Consider the following 1,380-nt stretch of genomic DNA (forward strand, 5'->3'; position numbering starts at 1 on the left):
CCGTCCGCGGCACCCACCCGCTGGCACCTCCTCATCCCCGCCAGCCTCCGCAACCAGATGGCCGCCCTCGGCCTGTGGCAGAACCCGATCCCCCTCATCCCGTCCGACCACCTCACCCAGACCCTCGCCGTCCTCGAACGCTACGGCTGGGCCCGCAGCTTGGACTTCAGCCCCACCGGCCGCATGTGCATCCGCGGCGCCCAAACCCTCCTCGAGCACACCGGCCACGTCACCCCGGCCGCCCGCGCGAGGGCCGTCGACTACATGCAGCAGACCCTCCGCGAACACCGCGTCCACGAGCCGTTCTTCGCCTGGAACGACCACACCGACCGCACCTTTCCGCAGGTCAAGCACCTCATCACCCTGTCCGCCCACTCGGCCCGCAAGAACGGAGAATAGAAAGTGACCCCCGAGCAGTTCGCCCACGAATTCGGCCCCGAATTCGCCCCCCAGACCAGCCCCTACGGAAATACGGTGCAGCCCGTCAAGCCCGGCCTGACCAAGCGCGGAAAGACCGCCCTCGCCATCGGAGCGGCAGTAATCGCCGGGGGCGGAATCCTCGCCTGGCAGGACTACTCCGCCGAAGCCTCCGCCAACAAAGTGAAGGCGCAGGAACTGGCCCTCAGGCAGCAGGAACTCCGCATCCAGGAACTCCGCGAAATCAACAAGGCGACCGCCGTCCAGAAGAAGCAGAAGGCCACCGAGGACGCCGCCCGGCAGAAGTTCGTCGACGCCTGCATCCAGGCCGACAAGGGCCTGGTCGGCAAGCAGATCGGCGTCACCTACAGCTCCGTCGTCGCCGACTGCCAGGACCAGTTCCAGGGCGGCCAGGACACCGGCACCGACGGATCCGACATGGCCGTCGCCGGGTCCGTCAACGACACCAGCAGCGGGGGCGGCGGCATCAACACCGCGGGCTTCCTCGCCATCGCGGCCGGCGGCGGGCTCCTCGTCGTGCTGGTCGCGAACCGCACCAAGAAAGCTCACGCAGCGTAACCGTCGACGTTCATTCCTCACTCACCGCTGCCACTGAAAGCCCTCGAAGCCCGCCCCATGATCAGCTCCCGGGGGCCTTCAGGGCGGCAGTGAATGAGGAATGAAGCTACAGAGAGTGAGGATTGATGGCGACCGACACGGTCCCCGCGGCGGTCCCCGGACCGCCGCGGGGACCGTGTCGGTCGCCATCAATCCTCACTCTCTGTAGCTTCATTCCTCATTCACTGCCGCCCTGAAGGCCCCCGGGAGCTGATCATGGGGCGGGCTTCGAGGGCTTTCAGTGGCAGCGGTGAGTGAGGAATGAACGTCGACGGTTACGCTGCGTGAGCTTTCTTGGTGCGGTTCGCGACCAGCACGACGAGGAGCCCGCCGCCGGCCGCGATG

Annotated in this window: 2 protein-coding genes; both read left to right on the plus strand. The window is 67.3% G+C overall.

Features of this window, described 5'->3' with window-relative positions:
* On the plus strand, positions 1–399 hold a 399-nt coding region (locus CCL05_RS31845), incomplete at its 5' end, for a DUF6197 family protein (RefSeq protein ID WP_244204480.1).
* Positions 400–402: 3 nt separating this feature from the next.
* Positions 403–996: a hypothetical protein gene (locus CCL05_RS31850; protein WP_086564146.1), complete on the plus strand. Its 594-nt coding sequence runs from the start codon at positions 403–405 to the stop codon at positions 994–996.
* Positions 997–1,380 lie beyond the last annotated feature (384 nt).

The organism is Streptomyces africanus, assembly GCF_002150735.1.
Taxonomy (GTDB): domain Bacteria; phylum Actinomycetota; class Actinomycetes; order Streptomycetales; family Streptomycetaceae; genus Streptomyces; species Streptomyces africanus.